Here is a 16,513-nt window from a genome sequence, read left to right as displayed (position 1 = left end):
CCTATGCCGCGCTTCGCCGCCAACCTGTCCATGCTGTTTACCGAACAGGACTTTCTTGCTCGCTTCAAAGCCGCTGCCGAGGCAGGCTTCAGTGGGGTGGAATACCTGTTCCCCTACGAGTTCAGCTCAGCCGACATCAAGGCACAGTTGGATGCCCATGGCCTGACCCAAGTGCTGTTCAACCTGCCGGCCGGTGACTGGGCCAAGGGCGAACGCGGCCTGGCCTGCCACCCGGATCGGGTCGAGGAATTCCGCGCGGGGGTCAACTTGGCCATCGCCTATGCCCAGGTGCTGGGTAATACGCAGGTCAACTGCCTGGCGGGTATCCGGCCCCAGGGCGTTGATGATGCAACCCTGGAAAAAACCTTTGTCGCCAACCTCAAGTACGCCGCCGACAAACTGCAAGCAGTGGGCATCAAGCTGGTGATGGAGGCGATCAATACCCGTGATATTCCAGGCTTCTACCTGAATAACACCGCCCAGGCCCTGTCGATCCGCGAGCAGGTGGGCAGCGCCAACCTGTTCCTGCAATACGACATCTATCACATGCAAATCATGGAAGGTGATCTGGCCCGCACCATGGCCGCGCACCTGAGTGAGATCAACCATATCCAGCTGGCGGATAACCCGGGGCGTAATGAGCCGGGGACTGGGGAGATCAACTATCGCTTCCTGTTCGAACATCTGGATCGGATTGGGTACCAGGGTTGGGTGGGCTGTGAGTACAAGCCGTTGACCACCACCGAAGCGGGTTTGGGTTGGCTCAAAACCCATAACGCCATCTGACAGGCACCACCCAAAACCAAAATGTGGGAGGGGGCTTGCCCCCGATGGCGGCGAGTCAGTCAACACCATTTCGTCTAACACACCGCTATCGGGAGCAAGCCCCCTCCCACCTTGAATCTGCGGTGTCTGGCGGACCGCGCTAATAAAAAGAGGATTTCATCATGGCTAAAATCGGATTTATCGGCACCGGCATCATGGGCCAACCCATGGCTGCCAACCTGCAAAAAGCCGGTCACCAACTGTTCCTGTCCGAGCATCACGGCAAGGCGCCAGAAGCACTGATCGCAGCCGGTGCCGTGGCCCTGGCCAACCCGCAGCAAGTTGCCCAGGAAGCCGAGTTCATCATCGTCATGGTGCCCGACACCCCGCAGGTCGATGACGTGCTGTTCCGCGCCGACGGCGTGGCTGCCGGGTTGTCGCCGAACAAGGTGGTGATCGACATGAGCTCGATCTCGCCCACTGCGACCAAAGCGTTCGCCGCCAAGATCAACGAGACCGGCGCACAGTACCTGGATGCCCCGGTGTCCGGCGGTGAAGTCGGCGCCAAGGCCGGCACCTTGAGCATCATGGTCGGCGGCGAACCGCAGACCTTTGAGCGTGCCCTGCCGCTGTTCCAGGCCATGGGCAAGAACATCACCCTGGTCGGTGGCAATGGCGATGGCCAGACCGCCAAGGTGGCCAACCAGATCATCGTCGCGCTGAATATCCAGGCGGTGGCCGAAGCGCTGCTGTTTGCGGCCAAAAACGGCGCCGACCCGGCCAAGGTACGTGAAGCGCTGATGGGTGGCTTTGCCTCGTCGAAGATCCTCGAAGTGCACGGCGAACGCATGATCAAGGGCACCTTCGATCCGGGCTTTCGCATCAACCTGCATCAGAAGGACCTGAACCTGGCGCTGGCCGGGGCCAAGGAACTGGGGATCAACCTGCCGAACACCGCCGGCACCCAACAGGTATTCAGCACCTGCACGGCGATTGGCGGCGGTAACTGGGATCACTCGGCGTTGATCAAGGGGTTGGAGCATATGGCGAATTTCTCGATTCGCGATAAATAACCCCTCTACACAGCCCCCTGTAGGAGCGAGCGCGCTCGCGAAAAACCCGAGAGCGCCACTGGGTATCAGGTTACCCGCGTTATCGTTAACGACCTTCGCGAGCAAGCTCGCTCCTACAGGTTGCACCACCTTTCCAATAATAAAAATTCCCCGGAGCCCGCTTATGTCGGTCGATCCGCAACACCTGCTTCGCGAGCTGTTTGCCACAGCCATCGACGCTGCCCACCCCCGGCAAGTCCTTGAACCCTACCTGCCCGCCGACCGCAGCGGTCGGGTGATCGTGATCGGCGCCGGCAAAGCCGCGGCCGCCATGGCGCTGGTGGTGGAAAATTGCTGGCAAGGTGAAGTCAGCGGCCTGGTGGTCACCCGCTATGGCCACGGCGCGCCGTGCCAGAAAATCGAAGTGGTCGAAGCCGCACATCCGGTCCCGGATGCGGCCGGACTGGCCGTGGCCAAGCGAGTGCTCGAACTGATCAGCCACCTTGGCGAAGACGACCGCGTGATCTTCCTGCTCTCTGGCGGCGGCTCTGCCCTGCTGGCCCTGCCCGCCGAAGGCATCAGCCTGGCCGACAAACAGGCCGTCAACAAGGCCCTGCTCAAGTCCGGCGCGACCATCGGCGAGATGAACTGCGTACGCAAGCATCTCTCGGCGATCAAGGGCGGGCGGCTGGCCAAGGCCGCCTGGCCGGCGACGGTCTATACCTATGCAATTTCCGATGTGCCGGGTGACCAGGCCACGGTCATCGCTTCCGGCCCGACCGTTGGCGACCCAAGTACGTCACAACAGGCCCTGGCGATCCTCAACCGCTACGGCATCGACACGCCGGCATCCGTGCGCAGCTGGTTGCAGAACCCGGCGTCAGAAACCATCAAGCCCGGCGACCCGATACTGACCCGCAGCCACTTCCAACTGATCGCCCGCCCCCAGCAATCCCTGGAAGCCGTCGCGGTTAAAGTGCGCCAGGCCGGTTTCAGCCCGCTGATCCTCGGCGACCTCGAAGGCGAAGCGCGGGAGGTGGCCAAGGTGCACGCCGGTATCGCGCGGCAGATCGTGCAGCACGGCCAACCGCTGGCGGCGCCGTGCGTGATCCTCTCGGGGGGCGAAACCACCGTCACCGTACGTGGCGATGGCCGTGGCGGGCGCAATGCGGAATTCCTGCTGAGCCTCACCGATAGCCTCAAGGGCTTGCCCGGCGTGTACGCCCTGGCCGGCGACACTGACGGCATCGACGGCTCGGAAGACAACGCCGGCGCCATCATGACCCCGTGCAGTTACGCGCGTGCCGAAGCGCTGGGCCTTTCAGCCAGCGATGAGTTGGATGACAACAACGGCTACGGCTACTTCGCCGCCCTCGACGGCTTGATCATCACAGAACCGACCCGCACCAACGTCAACGATTTTCGCGCCATTCTGATTCTTGAGACTGCCCAACATGACGCCTGACAAGAAAGTCAAAATCCTCGCCACCCTGGGCCCGGCCACCGACGGTATCGATCACATCCGCGAACTGGTGGAAGCCGGGGTGAATATCTTCCGCCTCAACTTCAGCCACGGCGAGCATGCCGATCACGCCCAGCGCTACCAATGGATTCGCCAGGTGGAGCGCCAGCTCAATTACCCGTTGGGCATCCTCATGGACCTGCAAGGGCCGAAGCTGCGGGTCGGGCGTTTTGCCGAGGGCAAAGTGCAACTGGTGCGTGGCCAGGCGTTGCGCCTGGACCTGGACCCGACGCCGGGCGACCAGTGCCGGGTCAACCTGCCCCACCCGGAAATCATCAAGGCCCTGGAACCGGGCATGGACCTGCTGCTGGACGACGGCAAACTGCGCCTGCGGGTGATCACCAGGCACACCGATGCCATCGACACTACCGTACTCAATGGCGGCGAACTGTCTGACCGCAAAGGCGTGAACGTCCCACAGGCGCTGCTGGAACTCAGCCCGCTGACCGCCAAGGATCGTCGTGACCTGAGTTTCGGCCTGGAGCTGGGCGTGGACTGGGTGGCACTGTCATTCGTACAGCGCCCGGAAGACATCCGCGAAGCCCGCGAGCTGATTGGCGACAAAGCCTTCCTGATGGCCAAGATCGAGAAGCCTTCGGCCGTGCAGCGCCTGCACGAAATTGCCGAACTGAGCGATGCGATCATGGTGGCCAGAGGCGACTTGGGCGTGGAGGTACCGGCCGAAAGCGTGCCGCAAATCCAGAAGGACATCATCAGCACCTGCCGCCAGTTGGGCAAACCGGTGGTGGTGGCCACGCAGATGCTTGAATCCATGCGCTTCTCCCCGGCGCCGACCCGCGCCGAAGTCACCGATGTTGCCAATGCGGTAGCCGAAGGCGCAGATGCGGTGATGCTGTCGGCGGAGACGGCGTCGGGCGAGTACCCACTGGAAGCCGTGCAGATGATGAGCAAGATCATCCGCCAGGTGGAAAACGGCCCGGACTACCAGGCCCAACTCGACGTCAGCCGGCCCAAGGCGGATGCCACGGTGTCGGATGCCATCAGCTGCGCGATCCGGCGCATCAGCAGCATCCTGCCGGTGGCGGTGCTGGTGAACTACAGCGAGTCGGGCAGCTCCAGCTTGCGCGCGGCGCGGGAACGGCCGGTGGCGCCGATCCTCAACCTCACGCCGAACCTCTCGACCGCGCGACGCTTGAGCGTGGCGTGGGGCGTGCACTCGGTGGTCAATGACCGGCTGCGCCAGGTGGATGAAGTGTGCTCGACGGCGCTGGAGATCGCCCAGGCCCAGGGCATGGCGCAACGCGGGGATACCTTGGTGATTACCGCCGGGGTGCCATTTGGGCAGCCGGGGTCGACCAACTCGCTGCGCATCGAGACGCTGATCTAGCGCCTGTCAGGGCCCCATCGGGGGCAACTCGGTCCCACTGAATACCCACCATGCCCAACCCAACCTGCCCCGACTGGGCCGAAGCCCTGCTCAACGGCTTCAGCCAGATTGTCCTGCAACGCCATCCGCTGTGCGGCCTGCTGTGCCTGCTGGCAATCCTGATCGGCGCCCCGGCTTTGCTCGGTGGCGCGCTGCTGGGTGGCGTGGCGGGCTTGCTCACGGCCCAGCGTCGCGGTTATCCCAAGGCTGAGCGCCAGGCCGGGCTTTATAGCTACAACGGCGTGTTAGTGGGCGTGTTGATCAGTCAGCAGTTCGCCTGGACGGCCGTGCTGCCACCGTTGATCCTGGCGTGCGGCGGCTTGAGTGCGATCCTGATGCGGCAATGGTTGAAACGCGCCAGCCAGCCCGATGACTTGCCGGCCTATACCGCGCCTTTTGTCGGCCTGGGTTGGTTGCTGCTGGGAACAGTCCCCGCGAGCACGCTTACCCCGGCCCAACCCGACATCGTTTCCCTCAGCGCCGCGCCGTTGACCGGGCTCGCGCAAATCATGCTGTTGGATCAGCCCCAGGCCGGCGCCCTGATTGCCCTCGGCCTGTGGCTGGCGAATCGACGCTCCGCGATATGGGCCTTGACCGGCACCAGTGCCGGCGTGCTGCTTGCGCTGTGGCTGAAGGAGCCCACCAGCGCCCTGCTCGGCCTGCACAGCTACAACCCTGCGCTGGCGGCGTTGGCGCTCAGCCAGGTGCGTTGCCAAGCGTGGCTGCCGCTGCTTGGCATCCTGCTGACCATCATCCTCACGCCCGGCTTTGCCGCCCTGCACCTGCCAGCGCTGACCGCGCCGTTCATCCTCGCCTGCTGGCTGGTGCGCGCCAGCCTTCGCGTGCTTCGGAAACCGCGCATGGACAGCCCCTTTGAATCCCCCTAGGCTTGCTCGATATTCGATTCAGGCGGGCTTTATGGACAGCAACAACGACTGGCGTCAGCGACTCTACGTCATGGTTTTTCAGAGCGACACCGTCGCCGGACGGCGCTTCGACGGCATCCTGCTGTTGATCATCCTCGCCAGCCTGGTGATCGTGATGCTCGACAGCATCGACCAGATCCACCAGAACTATGCCGATGTGCTGGCCTACATTGAATGGGGCTTTACGCTGATCTTCCTGATCGAGTACGGGTTGCGCCTGTACTGCTCGCCCAAGCCGTTGCGCTACGCCTTCAGCTTTTACGGGCTGGTGGATTTGCTCGCCATCGTGCCCGGCATCCTTGCGCTGTATTACAGCGACGCGCAGTACCTGCTGATCATCCGCATCATCCGCATGCTGCGGATTTTCCGCGTGCTCAAGCTCAGCCCCTACCTCAAGCAGGCCAACTACCTGATGGCGGCGCTGCGCGGCAGCAAGCAGAAGATTGTGGTGTTCCTGGTGAGCGTGTGCACCCTGGTGACGGTGTTCGGCACCTTGATGTACGTGATCGAAGGCCCGGAACACGGCTTTACCAGTATCCCCAAAGGCATCTATTGGGCGATCGTGACCCTGACCACCGTGGGCTTCGGCGATATCGTGCCAAAGACACCGCTGGGCCAGGTGATTTCCTCGCTGGTGATGATCACCGGTTACTCAATCATTGCCGTGCCCACGGGTATTTTTACCGCGGAGCTGGCCAGTGCCATGCGTGGCGAGCAACTGCACACCGACTGCCCGGTGTGCAAGAAGGACAGCCACGAGCCCAACGCAGCATTTTGCTCGCGCTGCGGCAGCAATCTTTTTAAGAAAGTGGAATAAGCAAAGTTCTTTTTAATCTTTAAACGACTATGCCGCCCCAGCTATAGTCGCTGGCAATGTGCCTCCCCCTCTTCTCGAACAACAAGGAATGAGCAGTGAAAAAATTCGTTAGCGCCTCTCTCCTGGCCGCCGGCCTTGCCCTGGCGGGCGCCGTCCAGGCTGCACCGGTCACCCTGCTCAACGTCTCCTATGACGTGATGCGCGACTTCTACAAGGACTACAACGCCGCCTTCCAGAAGCACTGGGAAGCCGAGCACCCGAACGACAAGCTGACGTTGCAGATGTCCTTCGGCGGTTCCAGCAAACAAGCGCGCTCGGTGATCGACGGCCTGCCGGCTGACGTGATCACCATGAATATGGCCACTGACATCAACGCCCTGGTCGACAACGGCAAGCTGGTACCGGACAACTGGGTAACGCGCCTGCCGAACAACAGCGCGCCGTTCACCTCCGCCACCGTGTTTATCGTGCGCAAGGGCAATCCCAAAGCCCTGAAAGACTGGCCTGACCTGCTCAAGGATGGCGTGCAAGTGATCGTGCCCAACCCGAAAACCTCGGGTAACGGCCGCTACACCTACCTGTCGGCCTGGGGTTATGTGCTCAAGAACGGCGGTGATGAAGAGAAGGCCAAGGCGTTTGTCGGCAAGCTGTTCAAGCAAGCGCCAGTGCTGGATACCGGCGGCCGTGCAGCCACCACCACGTTCATGACCAACCAGATCGGCGACGTGCTGGTGACCTTTGAAAACGAAGCGGAAATGATCGCCCGTGAATTCGGCCGTGATCAATTCGAAGTGATCTACCCAAGCGTCTCCGCCGAGGCCGAGCCGCCGGTGTCCGTGGTCGACAAAGTGGTCGAGAAAAAAGGCACCCGCGTGGCCGCTGAAGATTACCTGAAGTACCTGTGGTCGCCAGAAGGCCAGGAAATCGCGGCCAACAACTACCTGCGCCCACGTGACCCGAAGGTGCTGGCCAAGTACACCGACCGCTTCCCGAAAGTCGACTTCCTGTCGGTGGAGAAGACTTTTGGTGACTGGCGTACCGTGCAGAAGACCCACTTCAATGATGGTGGGGTGTTCGACCAGATCTATTCCGGTCAATAACTGAAGAAACGCGGTAAACATGTGGGAGGGGGCTTGCACCCCGATGGCAGTGCATCAGTGAGACATCTGTCGACTGACACTCCGCCATCGGGGGCAAGCCCCCTCCCACATTTAGTTTTGTGGTTGGTGTTACATCGGCGGTGTCACGCCATCCTTGCCGGCGGAAATCGCCTGGGCCGTGATCGTTCCGTCCTTGCCCTGTGCCGCGAACAACACCACCTTGACCCCCGGTTTAAGCAAGCTACGGTCTCCTGGCTCAAGGTTGACGATCGGCACATCCTCCGGCACCACAATCTTCTGCTCGCCGCCCTTGTACTTCACCGTCAACGTGCGCCCGTTACTGACGACCAGGTCGCCGACGGTGCCGTTGGTCATGCTGCTGCCTTCCTTCAGGTCGAACGCCCGATGCCCGTCACCCGTGCCGGCCATCGCCGGTGGGAACACGTGGACTTCCAGGGCGGTCAGGGTGCCGTCGGCGTTGGGCATGGCGGCCGAGCCGATGTAGCTGCCCGGTTTGATCTCATCGATCTTGGCCAGGGTCACGGCGCGGACCTGGGTGGCCTGGGTCAGGTGCACAGTCACCTCTTCACCACTGTTGACCTTGACGTGCATGGCGTCGCCGTCCATCGCGGTGATGGCGCCGCGCACGCCTACCCGCGGCGCCTCCGCGGCGTGGGCGAGGCCGACGGCCATCGCGGCGGCCAGGCTTGACGCCAGGAGCATCTTGTTCAGCGTGATCTTCATGGCACTGGATTTCCTGTTTCGGCAGTTATGACTGAATGTATCATTGCCCTTCGACCCGAAAATTAACGTTTCAGTCATTAATGCCCGGCATGAGTGTTATCACCACAAACGGCCTACTGCCCGCCGGGCCTTGTCTTTATTCTCGCTCGCCATCTTCCTTCGCTTTTATGAGAACACCATGAACGCTACCTCACACGCTGCAAGCACCATGACCCGCGGGATGGTGATGCTGTTTGCGTTTTGCTGCGGCGCCATCGTCGCCAATATCTACTATGCACAACCGATCATCGAACTCATCGCACCGGACATCGGCCTGACGCCGGCGATGGCCAGCCTGATCGTATCGCTGACGCAAATCGGCTACGCCCTGGGCCTGTTTTTCCTGGTCCCCCTGGGTGACTTGCTGGAGAACCGCAAGCTGATGATCGCCACCACCGTGGTAGCCATTGCCAGCCTGTTGGGCGCGGCGTTCACCGAGCAGCCGAACTTGTTCCTGCTGGTGTCGCTGCTGATCGGCTTCAGTTCGGTGTCGGTGCAGATCCTGATCCCATTGGCCGCGCACCTGGCGCCGGCCGAGTCGCGGGGACGGGTGGTGGGCAGCATCATGGGCGGCCTGCTGCTGGGCATCCTGCTGGCACGGCCGGTGTCCAGCGTGGTGGCGGATCATTTTGGCTGGAGGGCGATGTTCATGGCGGCGGCAGCGTTGATGGCGTTTATCAGCGTGGTGCTGATGCTGACCATCCCCAAGCGTCAACCGGATCACTCCGCCAGTTACGGCCAACTGCTGCGCTCCCTCGGCACCTTGCTGCGTGATCAACCGCTGCTGCGCCAACGCGCCTTTTATCAAGGCTGCATGTTCGCCACCTTCAGCCTGTTCTGGACCGCCGCCCCGCTGGAGTTGGTGCGCAACCACGGCCTGAGCCAGACCCAGATTGCGATCTTCGCCCTGGTCGGCGCCATCGGTGCCATCGCCGCCCCCATCGCCGGGCGCCTGGCCGATGCCGGCCACACCCACCGTGCTTCGCTGCTGGCCATGATCTTTGCGGTGTTGAGCTTCCTGCCGGCCTTCGTCCACCCGCTGTACAGCGTGATCGGCCTGGCGGTGACCGGCGTGGTCCTGGACTTCTGCGTACAGATGAACATGGTCCTCGGCCAACGCGCCATCTACGCCCTTGACGCCAACAGCCGCAGCCGCCTGAACGCGCTGTACATGACCAGCATTTTCATCGGCGGCGCCTTCGGTTCGGCGATTGCCAGCAGCGTGTACGAACACGGCGGCTGGCTGGGCGTGATGCTGGTAGGCAGCGCGTTTCCGTTGCTGGCGTTACTGCGCTTCCTCAGTGCATCGCGGCAGGCGGCGGTCGCCACCGCCTAAGAGCGCACCAACTTCTCCAAAGCCGCGTCCGCCAGAAATGACGAGCGGCTTTTGACCTTGTGCTCGCGCACATACCGGTCGATGCGCTGGATGACATAGCCGGGCAAGGTCACATTGACCTTCTCGGTCTTGCCCAGATAGGGCGAGATGTCCAACTCCAGCATCCCCCAGCCCATCCCCGCATAGTCTGCGTGGGCGTAATGATCGGCCACCGACGTGGGCATCGGAATCACCCCACCCTCTGCGGCGATCTCCTGCAGCCGGATGTGCGCGACCTCCACAGCAGCGTTGTACGCTTCTTCAAAACTGTCCCCGGCAGTGACGGCGCCTGGAATATCGGGGATCTGGATACCGGTAGCGGTGAAGTCATCGCCCCATTCGATACAGATTGGGTATTGCATGAATGCTCTCCTTAAAACTGAAACAGCCCGGCGCGTTTCCTGATGCTTCTGACGGTGCCCAGCGGCAGATCCTTCTTGGGATGCGCACGGGATCTATGGGCGGTGTTCCCCACAGGCAGGATGACGAGCGCCAAGGCGCGGGCGTTTGTGGAATATGTGGAAGGGTTATTGGCTTAGCACTGCACGCTTGAACCGTGGGATAGGTCCATTCAACCACTATCAGGATGTGCCAGCACTGCCTCGACGCTCCTGGTGCGGCTGGCGATCCACATCCGGAGATCGGTGTCGAATAGCAGCTCGTCGACGCGGCGCAAACGTGCGTAATAGTCGTAAGGGTCGGCATGGGGCACACCCTGAAAACCCCCGGTACGCGCCGGCGCACTCGACCGGGATTTGCCGCGCGTTACCGGCCCAGCAGGGTCAAGCACACGCCGAGTGCCCTTGGTCGAGGCAGCACAGCAGACGCTCGACGGTGTGCTCCAATGGGCCGGAGTTATCCAGCACAAACAGTCCTGCCTCATTGCCGGCGATCAGTTGCGCGGTGAACCGCGCATTGCGCGCCAGGCGTTCTTCAATATCTGGCAAAGACTCACGCCCACGCGCAATCAGGCGCTGGCGCAACACGACCTGGTCAACCGTCAGCAACAACACCAGCAACGTCGGGTAGCGCTCACGGGTTTGCGCCAGGTGCGCACGGGAGCCATTGACCAACACGTCCTCCCCCGCCGCCAGCCACTCGTCAATTTGCCTGGGAATCCCGTAGGACAGCCCATTGGCCTGCCAGCTCAGGGCAAACGCGCCCTCGGCCTTCATCGCGGCAAACTGTTCGGGGCTTACCCCTTGCGCGGCCTCGCCCACGGCTTCCGCCGAACGGGTAATCACGCGGCGCACCAAGCGGCAGCCGCGCTCGGCCAAGCGGGGTCGTGCCGCATCCAGCAGGCTGTCCTTGCCCGAACCCGATGGCCCGATGAGATAGATCAACCTGCCTGCCATGAAAACACCCTCTTTGCTTGTCGCCATATGTGTTGCACTACAGGACGCCTTTACAGCTCTGGGCTTGCCGTCAGTTGCTCGCGTCGTCATCACTGGAAAGTCTATCCAGCAACCGTTGGGTCGCCAGGCCGGAGGTGGCCACACTACCCGAGTACGCCCCACCGCGCATCACGTTCGACGCGGCCATCATTGGGCGAAAACGGTCGATTCCATACCGACCCAGCAGCGAGGGAATGCCGGCACATCCGCCGATATAGCCTGGGCTGAGGCAAAACAAGACTTTTCCTACGGCTCACCCTGGATCGGGCACGCATGATGTCGAGCGAGCTGTACGCAGGAGGGCATGCCCCTGCCGGGTTTCCATCCCCCGGCGCCCAATCTGCGTACGGCTCGTTCTTTCTTATGCCGCCTCATCGTTAGGACCGGCCCTACACAGATTTCGGGTGGCGTTCGATCACCTCACCGCGCCGTGGCTTGATAGCGCGCAGATCTAAACCCTGATGCCAGTCAGTCAAGAGATAGAACGAACAAAGAGTAACCTGTGGCGAGCGGGCTTGTTGTGGCGAGCGGGCTTGCCCCGCGTTGGGCTGCGAAGCGGCCCCAATAAGGCCACCGCGTTTGGCGAGCGGGCTTGTTGTGGCGAGCGGGCTTGCCCCGCGTTGGGCTGCGAAGCGGCCCCAATAAGGCCACCGCGTTTCTCCAGGCATATTAAATCGCCAGGTTTTGGGGGCTGCTTCGCAGCCCAACGCGGGGCAAGCCCGCTCGCCACAACAAGCACGCTCGCCACGACAAGCACGCTCGGCACAGTTACAGGGTAATGACTGGCATTACCCGAAGGTCGCCTTTTGTCATTGGGCGTACTGCCTGCTCAACCCCGGCGGCACGCCGTGCACGTCGGTGTCTTCCCAAGGCCCGTTCGGGCTGATGGAACGGCTCCAGCCGTTGCTCCAGCGGTAGTAGGTGCGCTGGCGGTAGAAGGTGTCAGGCTGGTCGTCCAGTACGTATACCTGCATCTTGCCGTCCCAGTGGCTGGCGGCGCCGGGGGGCGGGGCGAAGGTGGGTGACGAGGTTGGCACAGGTTTCGGTGCCGGGGTCACCGGGCCGGAGGGCCTGGTGCTCGGCTGGGTCGATGGGCCCGGGGGGATGGTCGGGCCGGTGGGCGCGGGAGGTCGGTGGACCGCACAAGCGCTCAGCCCCAGTACCAGGCTGAGCAAGGTGATACGTGCAAATGCGGTCATAGGCGTTTCCTCGAATTACTGGTCCGGACTGTCGATGGTCAGCTGCTGCAGCGCAGTGGTGCTGCTGGCCAGGGGTTGGCTGCGGCCGATCCATTCGCCTGTGGTCGGTTGACCGGCCCGGGATATGCGCGCAACCAGTTGGACTTCGGGGAAGTTGGACAGTTTCAACTGCGGCATCATCGCGTCGGCATCGCCCAGTTCGACGGTGACGGGCAAGTCGGCGACGGTCACGCGCTTGGCCGCCAAAGGCGCCGGCGGGCCAGAGACCGCGCGGGCGAAGATGAAAACGCTGTCGCCCGGCAGGGATTTGGCCTTCACGTCGGCGGACAGATCCACGCGAACTTTCAGCGTCGCCTTAGGCGCTTGGGCGACGGTGCCACCGCTCTCTTTCAGCTTCTCTGCCGCGCGGTCAATCCCGCCTTGCAGGGCAACACGGGAATTATCTTCCGGGGGCAGTTGGGCCAGCAGGCGGCTCCAGTAGTCGATCGCTTCCTGATAGCGCTGGCCTTCAAACGCGGCAATACCGAGCAGGCCGAGGCTGGTGACTTCCTTGGGGTCCAGCTTCAGGGCTTCGTCGGTCAGGGCCTGGATTTTGGGCGACCACTGTTTGTTGTCGGCGAAGTACTGGGCCTGGGCCCATTGCCCCAACAGCTCAGGCTGGCGCCCGGCCAGGGCCACGGTGCGCTCGAAGACTTTGGCGGCATCGGCCGAACGGTCTTGTGCCATGTAGGCACGCCCGAGGAAGTACAGGCCTTCGGCAGAGTCCGGTTGCGCGGCGGCAGCGCGTTCCAGGCGGCGGGTCATGTCTTGCATGGACACCGGCGGCTGGGAGAATTCGCGAGTCAGTTCGACCTTGTCGCTGGCGCCATAATGCAGGTAAAGCACAACGCCCAGCACCGGCACCAGGAACGCCGCCAACAATGGCAAGGGTTTGCCCAGGCGCGACTCGCGGGGTTTTTCCACGCCTTCGGTGTCGGCCAGCAGCTCGCGGGCAGCTTCGGCGCGGCCGGTGTCGAGTTGCGCGGCGTTGAGTACGCCTTCGTCCTGCTGCACTTGCAGCTCGGCCACGCGTTCTTGGTAGAGCGCCACGTTCAGCGCGGTGCGGTCCTCTTCACGCTGGGCACGGCGGCCGCGCAACACAGGGATCAATAGGAAACTCAGGGCAATCAGAAGCAGCAACCCGGCTGCGAGCCAGAAATCAATCATCAGTCTTGGTGTCCAGCAATTGGTCGAGGCGTTTACGCTCTTCGGGGGATAGCGCGTCGGAGCCATCGGTAGGCGCGGCGCGGCGACGGCGGACAATCACGGCCATGACGACCACCCCGGTCAGCAGCAGCCCGGCGGGGCCGAACCAGAGCAGCGCGGTCTTGCCGGTGAGGGCCGGTTTGTAGCGCACGAAATCACCGTAGCGGTCGACCATGAAGTCGATGATCTGCTGGTTGTCCTTGCCCTCCCCCAGCATGCGGAAGATCTCTTTGCGCAGGTCGGCGGCGATCGGCGCGTTGGAATCGGCAATGTCCTGGTTCTGGCACTTGGGGCAGCGCAGTTCCTTGGTCAATTCGCGGAAACGTTCGCGGTCAGCGTCCTTGGCAAATTCGTACGTGTCGATGGCGGCATGGGCCACACCGGCCAAGCCCAGCGCCAGTACGGCAGCGGCTAACAGACGCTTCATGGCTTGGCCTCGTCGACCAGTGCCTGGTACTTGGCGGCCAGTTGCTCACGCCACACCACCTCGTCGATCACGCCGACGTATTTGTCGCGAATCACACCCTTGGCGTCGATAAAGAAGGTTTCCGGGGCACCGTAGACGCCGAGGTTCAAACCGAGGTTGCCGTCTTCATCGCGGATATCCAACTGGTATGGGTTGTGGAACTCGGCCAGCCATTTCAAGGCCGCCGCGTTGTCGTCCTTGTAGTTGATGCCGTAGATCACCACCCCCTTCTCGGCGAGCTTGTTCAGCACCGGGTGTTCGACGCGGCAGGAGATGCACCAGGTGCCCCACACGTTGACCAGCGCCGGTTTGCCCAGCAGGTCGGCCTGGGTCAGGGTTTTATCGCCCTGTACCGTCGGCAGGTTGAAGGTAGGGAACGGCTTGCCGATCATGGCCGAGGGCAACTCGGCCGGGTTCAGGTACAACCCGCGATACAGGAACACCGCCATCAGCAGGAACACCGCCAGCGGCACGACCATCAACCAACGTTTCATACCGCCGCTCCTTGCAGACCGAGGGCTTCACGCACCCGGCTCTTGACCTTGACCCGATAGCGCCGGTCCAGCGCCGCGAGCAAACCACCGACCGCCGTGATCAACCCACCGAACCAGATCCAGCGCACGAACGGTTTGACATGCACGCGCACCGCCCAGGCGCCATCACCCAGTGGCTCACCCAGGGCGACGTAGAGGTCACGGGTGAAACCGGCGTCGATCCCGGCTTCGGTCATCATCGAGCTCTGCACGGTATACAAGCGTTTTTCCGGGTGCAGCACGGCCACTTCCTTACCGTTGCGCACGACGCGGATGGTGCCTTTGTCGGAGGTGAAGTTCGGCCCTTCGAAGTGCTTGGCGCCTTCGAAGATGAAGTGATAACCGGCCAGGTCCATGGACTCGCCCGGTGCCAGGCGCAGGTCGCGCTCGGCGCTGTTCTGGCTGGAGAGCACGACGCCCAGGGCGCACACGGCGATGCCGATGTGGGCGATCTGCATGCCCCAGTAGCTGCGGGTCAGGGTCGGCAGGCCATTGATCAGGCCCTTGTGCCGGGTCTTGTCGACAATATCGCGCACACCGGCCAGCAACACCCAGGCGGCGAGCAGGAAGGTGGCCAGTACCGCCCAGTTGAAATCGCCATAGGCGATTCCGGCGATCACCGCCAAGGCGACGCTGCCCAGCAGCACTGGCATCAGCATGCCCGCCAGCCATTTGACCGGGGTGTCTTTCCAGCGCACCAGCACGCCGACCGCCATCACCACCATCAACAGGCCCATCAACGGGATAAACAACGCGTTGAAGTACGGCGGGCCGACGGACAGCTTGGCGCCGCTCAGCGCATCCAGCACCAGCGGGTACAGGGTGCCGAGCAGGATCATCGAGGCGGCCACCACCAGCACCAGGTTATTGCCCAGCAACAGGGTTTCCCGCGACCACAGGTTAAAGCCCACCTGGCTCTTGACCACGGGCGCGCGCAGGGCGAACAGGGTCAGTGAGCCCCCCACCACACACAGCAGGAAGATCAGGATAAACACGCCGCGCGCAGGATCAGACGCGAACGCATGCACCGAAGTCAGTACGCCCGAACGCACAAGGAAGGTGCCGAGCAGGCTGAGGGAAAATGCCGCGATGGCCAGCAACACGGTCCAGCTCTTGAACACGCCGCGTTTTTCAGTGACGGCCAGGGAGTGAATCAGCGCGGTGCCCACCAGCCACGGCATGAACGAGGCGTTTTCCACCGGGTCCCAGAACCACCAGCCGCCCCAGCCGAGCTCGTAGTAGGCCCACCAGGAGCCGAGGGTGATGCCAATGCCGAGGAAGGCCCAGGCCACGATGGTCCAGGGCCGCGACCAGCGCGCCCAGGCCGCATCCAGGCGCCCGCCGAGCAAGGCGGCAATGGCGAAGGCAAAGGCCACCGAGAAACCCACGTACCCCATGTAGAGCATCGGTGGATGCACGATCAGGCCGATGTCCTGCAACAACGGGTTGAGGTCATGCCCGTCCGCCGGGATCTGCGGCAGGATGCGGGTAAACGGGTTGGAGGTCATGATCAGGAACAGCAGGAAGCCGATGCTGATCATGCCCATCACCGCCAGCACCCGCGCCAGCATCACTTGTGGCAATTGCCACGAGAAGATCGACACGGCGAACGTCCAGCCGCCGAGAATCAAGGCCCACAGCAGCAACGACCCTTCGTGGGCGCCCCACACGGCGCTGAATTTGTAGTACCAGGGCAAGGCGCTGTTGGAGTTATTGGCCACGTAGGCGACAGAAAAGTCGTCGGTCATAAAGGCGTAGGTCAGGCAGCCGAACGCGAAGACCAGGAATGCACATTGGCCCCAGGCGGCCGGCTGCGCCAGGCTCATCCACAGGCGATCGCCGCGCCAGGCGCCGAGCAACGGCACCACGGCCTGCACGATGGCAAAGCACAGGGCGAGAATCATCGCCAACTGGCCCAACTCTGGAATAAACAGTGCGGACGTCATCAC

Annotated in this window: 17 protein-coding genes and 1 pseudogene; 8 read left to right on the top strand and 10 right to left on the bottom strand. The window is 62.8% G+C overall.

Features of this window, described 5'->3' with window-relative positions; translation table 11 throughout:
* The first annotated feature begins 3 nt into the window (after positions 1-3).
* The 7 genes from hyi to A7317_RS08540 all read left to right on the top strand — a co-directional run bounded on the left by hyi (position 4) and on the right by A7317_RS08540 (position 7,569).
* Positions 4-786, top strand: coding sequence for a hydroxypyruvate isomerase (gene hyi, locus A7317_RS08570; protein ID WP_069075577.1), 783 nt, complete (start codon positions 4-6; stop codon positions 784-786).
* A 161-nt stretch (positions 787-947) separates the two neighbouring features.
* Positions 948-1,838, top strand: coding sequence for a 2-hydroxy-3-oxopropionate reductase (locus tag A7317_RS08565; RefSeq protein ID WP_024074280.1), 891 nt, complete (start codon positions 948-950; stop codon positions 1,836-1,838).
* A 163-nt stretch (positions 1,839-2,001) separates the two neighbouring features.
* Positions 2,002-3,282 carry a glycerate kinase type-2 family protein gene (locus A7317_RS08560; protein WP_069075576.1) on the top strand — a complete coding sequence of 427 codons (1,281 nt, stop codon included), beginning with the start codon at positions 2,002-2,004 and terminating at the stop codon, positions 3,280-3,282.
* Positions 3,272-4,687 (top strand): pyruvate kinase, encoded by a 1,416-nt coding sequence (gene pyk / locus A7317_RS08555; RefSeq protein WP_024074278.1) that lies wholly within the window; start codon positions 3,272-3,274, stop codon positions 4,685-4,687. The genes A7317_RS08560 and pyk overlap by 11 nt, the downstream gene beginning before the upstream one ends.
* A 50-nt stretch (positions 4,688-4,737) precedes the next feature.
* Positions 4,738-5,613, top strand: a complete 876-nt coding sequence (locus A7317_RS08550) for an urea transporter (protein ID WP_069075575.1) — start codon at positions 4,738-4,740, stop codon at positions 5,611-5,613.
* A gap of 31 nt (positions 5,614-5,644) precedes the next feature.
* On the top strand, positions 5,645-6,469 hold the full coding sequence (locus A7317_RS08545; protein WP_024074276.1) for an ion transporter: 825 nt from the start codon (positions 5,645-5,647) through the stop codon (positions 6,467-6,469).
* Between the two features lie 95 nt (positions 6,470-6,564).
* Positions 6,565-7,569, top strand: coding sequence for a sulfate ABC transporter substrate-binding protein (locus tag A7317_RS08540; protein WP_024074275.1), 1,005 nt, complete (start codon positions 6,565-6,567; stop codon positions 7,567-7,569).
* Positions 7,570-7,698: 129 nt separating this feature from the next.
* Here A7317_RS08540 and A7317_RS08535 read toward each other — a convergent pair whose 3' ends face one another.
* Positions 7,699-8,313, bottom strand: a complete 615-nt coding sequence (locus tag A7317_RS08535; RefSeq protein WP_024074274.1) for a DUF5666 domain-containing protein — start codon at positions 8,311-8,313, stop codon at positions 7,699-7,701.
* A gap of 178 nt (positions 8,314-8,491) precedes the next feature.
* Here A7317_RS08535 and A7317_RS08530 point away from each other — a divergent pair, with 178 nt between their 5' ends.
* Complete coding sequence (locus A7317_RS08530) at positions 8,492-9,688, top strand: MFS transporter (protein ID WP_024074273.1); 1,197 nt, start codon at positions 8,492-8,494, stop codon at positions 9,686-9,688.
* On the opposite strand, the gene A7317_RS08525 is transcribed toward A7317_RS08530, so the two are convergent.
* From A7317_RS08525 to A7317_RS08495, 9 genes and pseudogenes are all read right to left on the bottom strand, one after another.
* A complete protein-coding gene (locus tag A7317_RS08525) occupies positions 9,685-10,089 on the bottom strand; it encodes a type II toxin-antitoxin system HicB family antitoxin (protein WP_069075574.1) in 405 nt (134 codons plus the stop codon). The genes A7317_RS08530 and A7317_RS08525 overlap by 4 nt on opposite strands.
* 11 nt (positions 10,090-10,100) lie before the next feature.
* Positions 10,101-10,172 (bottom strand): annotated as a pseudogene (locus A7317_RS31365) (addiction module toxin, HicA family); the annotation flags it as partial.
* A gap of 337 nt (positions 10,173-10,509) precedes the next feature.
* Positions 10,510-11,082, bottom strand: coding sequence for a phosphonate metabolism protein/1,5-bisphosphokinase (PRPP-forming) PhnN (gene phnN, locus A7317_RS08520; RefSeq protein WP_069075573.1), 573 nt, complete (start codon positions 11,080-11,082; stop codon positions 10,510-10,512).
* 70 nt (positions 11,083-11,152) lie between these two features.
* Positions 11,153-11,359, bottom strand: coding sequence for a hypothetical protein (locus tag A7317_RS30580; RefSeq protein WP_155766385.1), 207 nt, complete (start codon positions 11,357-11,359; stop codon positions 11,153-11,155).
* Between the two features lie 571 nt (positions 11,360-11,930).
* A complete protein-coding gene (locus A7317_RS08515; protein WP_024074270.1) occupies positions 11,931-12,320 on the bottom strand; it encodes a hypothetical protein in 390 nt (129 codons plus the stop codon).
* 15 nt (positions 12,321-12,335) lie between these two features.
* Positions 12,336-13,526, bottom strand: a complete 1,191-nt coding sequence (gene ccmI, locus A7317_RS08510; protein ID WP_024074269.1) for a c-type cytochrome biogenesis protein CcmI — start codon at positions 13,524-13,526, stop codon at positions 12,336-12,338.
* Positions 13,519-13,992 (bottom strand): cytochrome c-type biogenesis protein, encoded by a 474-nt coding sequence (locus tag A7317_RS08505; protein WP_024074268.1) that lies wholly within the window; start codon positions 13,990-13,992, stop codon positions 13,519-13,521. Before A7317_RS08505 ends, ccmI begins: the two co-directional genes overlap by 8 nt.
* Positions 13,989-14,525, bottom strand: coding sequence for a DsbE family thiol:disulfide interchange protein (locus A7317_RS08500; protein WP_069075572.1), 537 nt, complete (start codon positions 14,523-14,525; stop codon positions 13,989-13,991). Before A7317_RS08500 ends, A7317_RS08505 begins: the two co-directional genes overlap by 4 nt.
* Positions 14,522-16,510, bottom strand: coding sequence for a heme lyase CcmF/NrfE family subunit (locus A7317_RS08495; RefSeq protein ID WP_069075571.1), 1,989 nt, complete (start codon positions 16,508-16,510; stop codon positions 14,522-14,524). Before A7317_RS08495 ends, A7317_RS08500 begins: the two co-directional genes overlap by 4 nt.
* Positions 16,511-16,513: the final 3 nt, after the last annotated feature.

The sequence above is a fragment of the Pseudomonas fluorescens genome, assembly GCF_001708445.1.
GTDB lineage: Bacteria > Pseudomonadota > Gammaproteobacteria > Pseudomonadales > Pseudomonadaceae > Aquipseudomonas > Aquipseudomonas gorinensis.
Note: the sequence above shows the minus strand (reverse complement) of the source record. Positions and strands in the feature narration are given on the sequence as shown.

Excerpts from the sequence above, each read along its gene's own strand:
- A7317_RS08530 (WP_024074273.1), top strand. The coding sequence starts at position 8,492 with ATGAACGCTACCTCACACGCTGCAAGCACCATGACCCGCGGGATGGTG.
- A7317_RS08525 (WP_069075574.1), bottom strand. The coding sequence starts at position 10,089 with ATGCAATACCCAATCTGTATCGAATGGGGCGATGACTTCACCGCTACC.
- ccmI (WP_024074269.1), bottom strand. The coding sequence starts at position 13,526 with ATGATTGATTTCTGGCTCGCAGCCGGGTTGCTGCTTCTGATTGCCCTG.
- A7317_RS08535 (WP_024074274.1), bottom strand. The coding sequence starts at position 8,313 with ATGAAGATCACGCTGAACAAGATGCTCCTGGCGTCAAGCCTGGCCGCC.
- hyi (WP_069075577.1), top strand. The coding sequence starts at position 4 with ATGCCGCGCTTCGCCGCCAACCTGTCCATGCTGTTTACCGAACAGGAC.
- A7317_RS08545 (WP_024074276.1), top strand. The coding sequence starts at position 5,645 with ATGGACAGCAACAACGACTGGCGTCAGCGACTCTACGTCATGGTTTTT.
- phnN (WP_069075573.1), bottom strand. The coding sequence starts at position 11,082 with ATGGCAGGCAGGTTGATCTATCTCATCGGGCCATCGGGTTCGGGCAAG.
- A7317_RS08495 (WP_069075571.1), bottom strand. The coding sequence starts at position 16,510 with ATGACGTCCGCACTGTTTATTCCAGAGTTGGGCCAGTTGGCGATGATT.
- A7317_RS08550 (WP_069075575.1), top strand. The coding sequence starts at position 4,738 with ATGCCCAACCCAACCTGCCCCGACTGGGCCGAAGCCCTGCTCAACGGC.
- A7317_RS08505 (WP_024074268.1), bottom strand. The coding sequence starts at position 13,992 with ATGAAGCGTCTGTTAGCCGCTGCCGTACTGGCGCTGGGCTTGGCCGGT.
- A7317_RS08515 (WP_024074270.1), bottom strand. The coding sequence starts at position 12,320 with ATGACCGCATTTGCACGTATCACCTTGCTCAGCCTGGTACTGGGGCTG.
- A7317_RS08565 (WP_024074280.1), top strand. The coding sequence starts at position 948 with ATGGCTAAAATCGGATTTATCGGCACCGGCATCATGGGCCAACCCATG.
- A7317_RS08500 (WP_069075572.1), bottom strand. The coding sequence starts at position 14,525 with ATGAAACGTTGGTTGATGGTCGTGCCGCTGGCGGTGTTCCTGCTGATG.
- A7317_RS08560 (WP_069075576.1), top strand. The coding sequence starts at position 2,002 with ATGTCGGTCGATCCGCAACACCTGCTTCGCGAGCTGTTTGCCACAGCC.
- pyk (WP_024074278.1), top strand. The coding sequence starts at position 3,272 with ATGACGCCTGACAAGAAAGTCAAAATCCTCGCCACCCTGGGCCCGGCC.